Source organism: Streptomyces sp. SID13726 (assembly GCF_010548375.1).
GTDB lineage: Bacteria > Actinomycetota > Actinomycetes > Streptomycetales > Streptomycetaceae > Streptomyces.
The window spans coordinates 1-537 of record NZ_JAAGLY010000243.1 but is presented as its reverse complement, the minus strand read 5'-3'; the positions used below and the strand labels follow the sequence as shown (position 1 = coordinate 537).

Sequence of the window (537 nt, the reverse complement as noted above, 5' to 3'; positions counted from 1 at the left end):
ACGCGCAGCGGGCCAAGGCGGTCGACGTGGCCAAGACGCTGGGCCTGCCGGAGACCGTGGTGAAGAAGGGCGAGAACGCCGTGAACGCCGACATCGTGGTGACCCTGGGCAAGGACTACAAACCGTCCTGACCAGCCCTTGGACCGGGCCTGACCGGGCCTGACCAGGCCCTCGGGCGATGCCCCGGCCCGCGCGCGACGCTGCGCGCGGGCGGGGTCGGCGGTACATGAGACCCTTGTATGGATCTGCCCGCCAACCCGAAAGCATGGCCAGTGACCGCCACGGACCGCTCCATCGAGCTCATCACCGCCGCCGCCCAGGCCGCGGCCGACCGGCTCGCGCACGACATCATCGCGTACGACGTCAGCGACGTGCTGTCGATCACCGACGCCTTCCTGCTCGCCTCGGCGCCCAACGACCGCCAGGTCAAGTCGATCGTCGACGAGATCGAGGAGCGCCTGCTCAAGGAGCTCGGCGCCAAGCCGGTGCGCCGCGAGGGCGACCGCGACGCCCGCTGGATCCTGCTCGACTACATCG

General features: G+C 70.4%; 2 protein-coding genes. Both read left to right on the top strand.

What is annotated here, in order from left to right:
• Positions 1–131: LytR C-terminal domain-containing protein (locus tag G3I78_RS52575; protein ID WP_239158472.1), on the top strand; the 131-nt coding region annotated here is incomplete at its 5' end.
• A gap of 141 nt (positions 132–272) precedes the next feature.
• A partial coding sequence (gene rsfS / locus G3I78_RS47415) for a ribosome silencing factor (RefSeq protein WP_164436818.1) occupies positions 273–537 on the top strand: 265 nt, incomplete at its 3' end.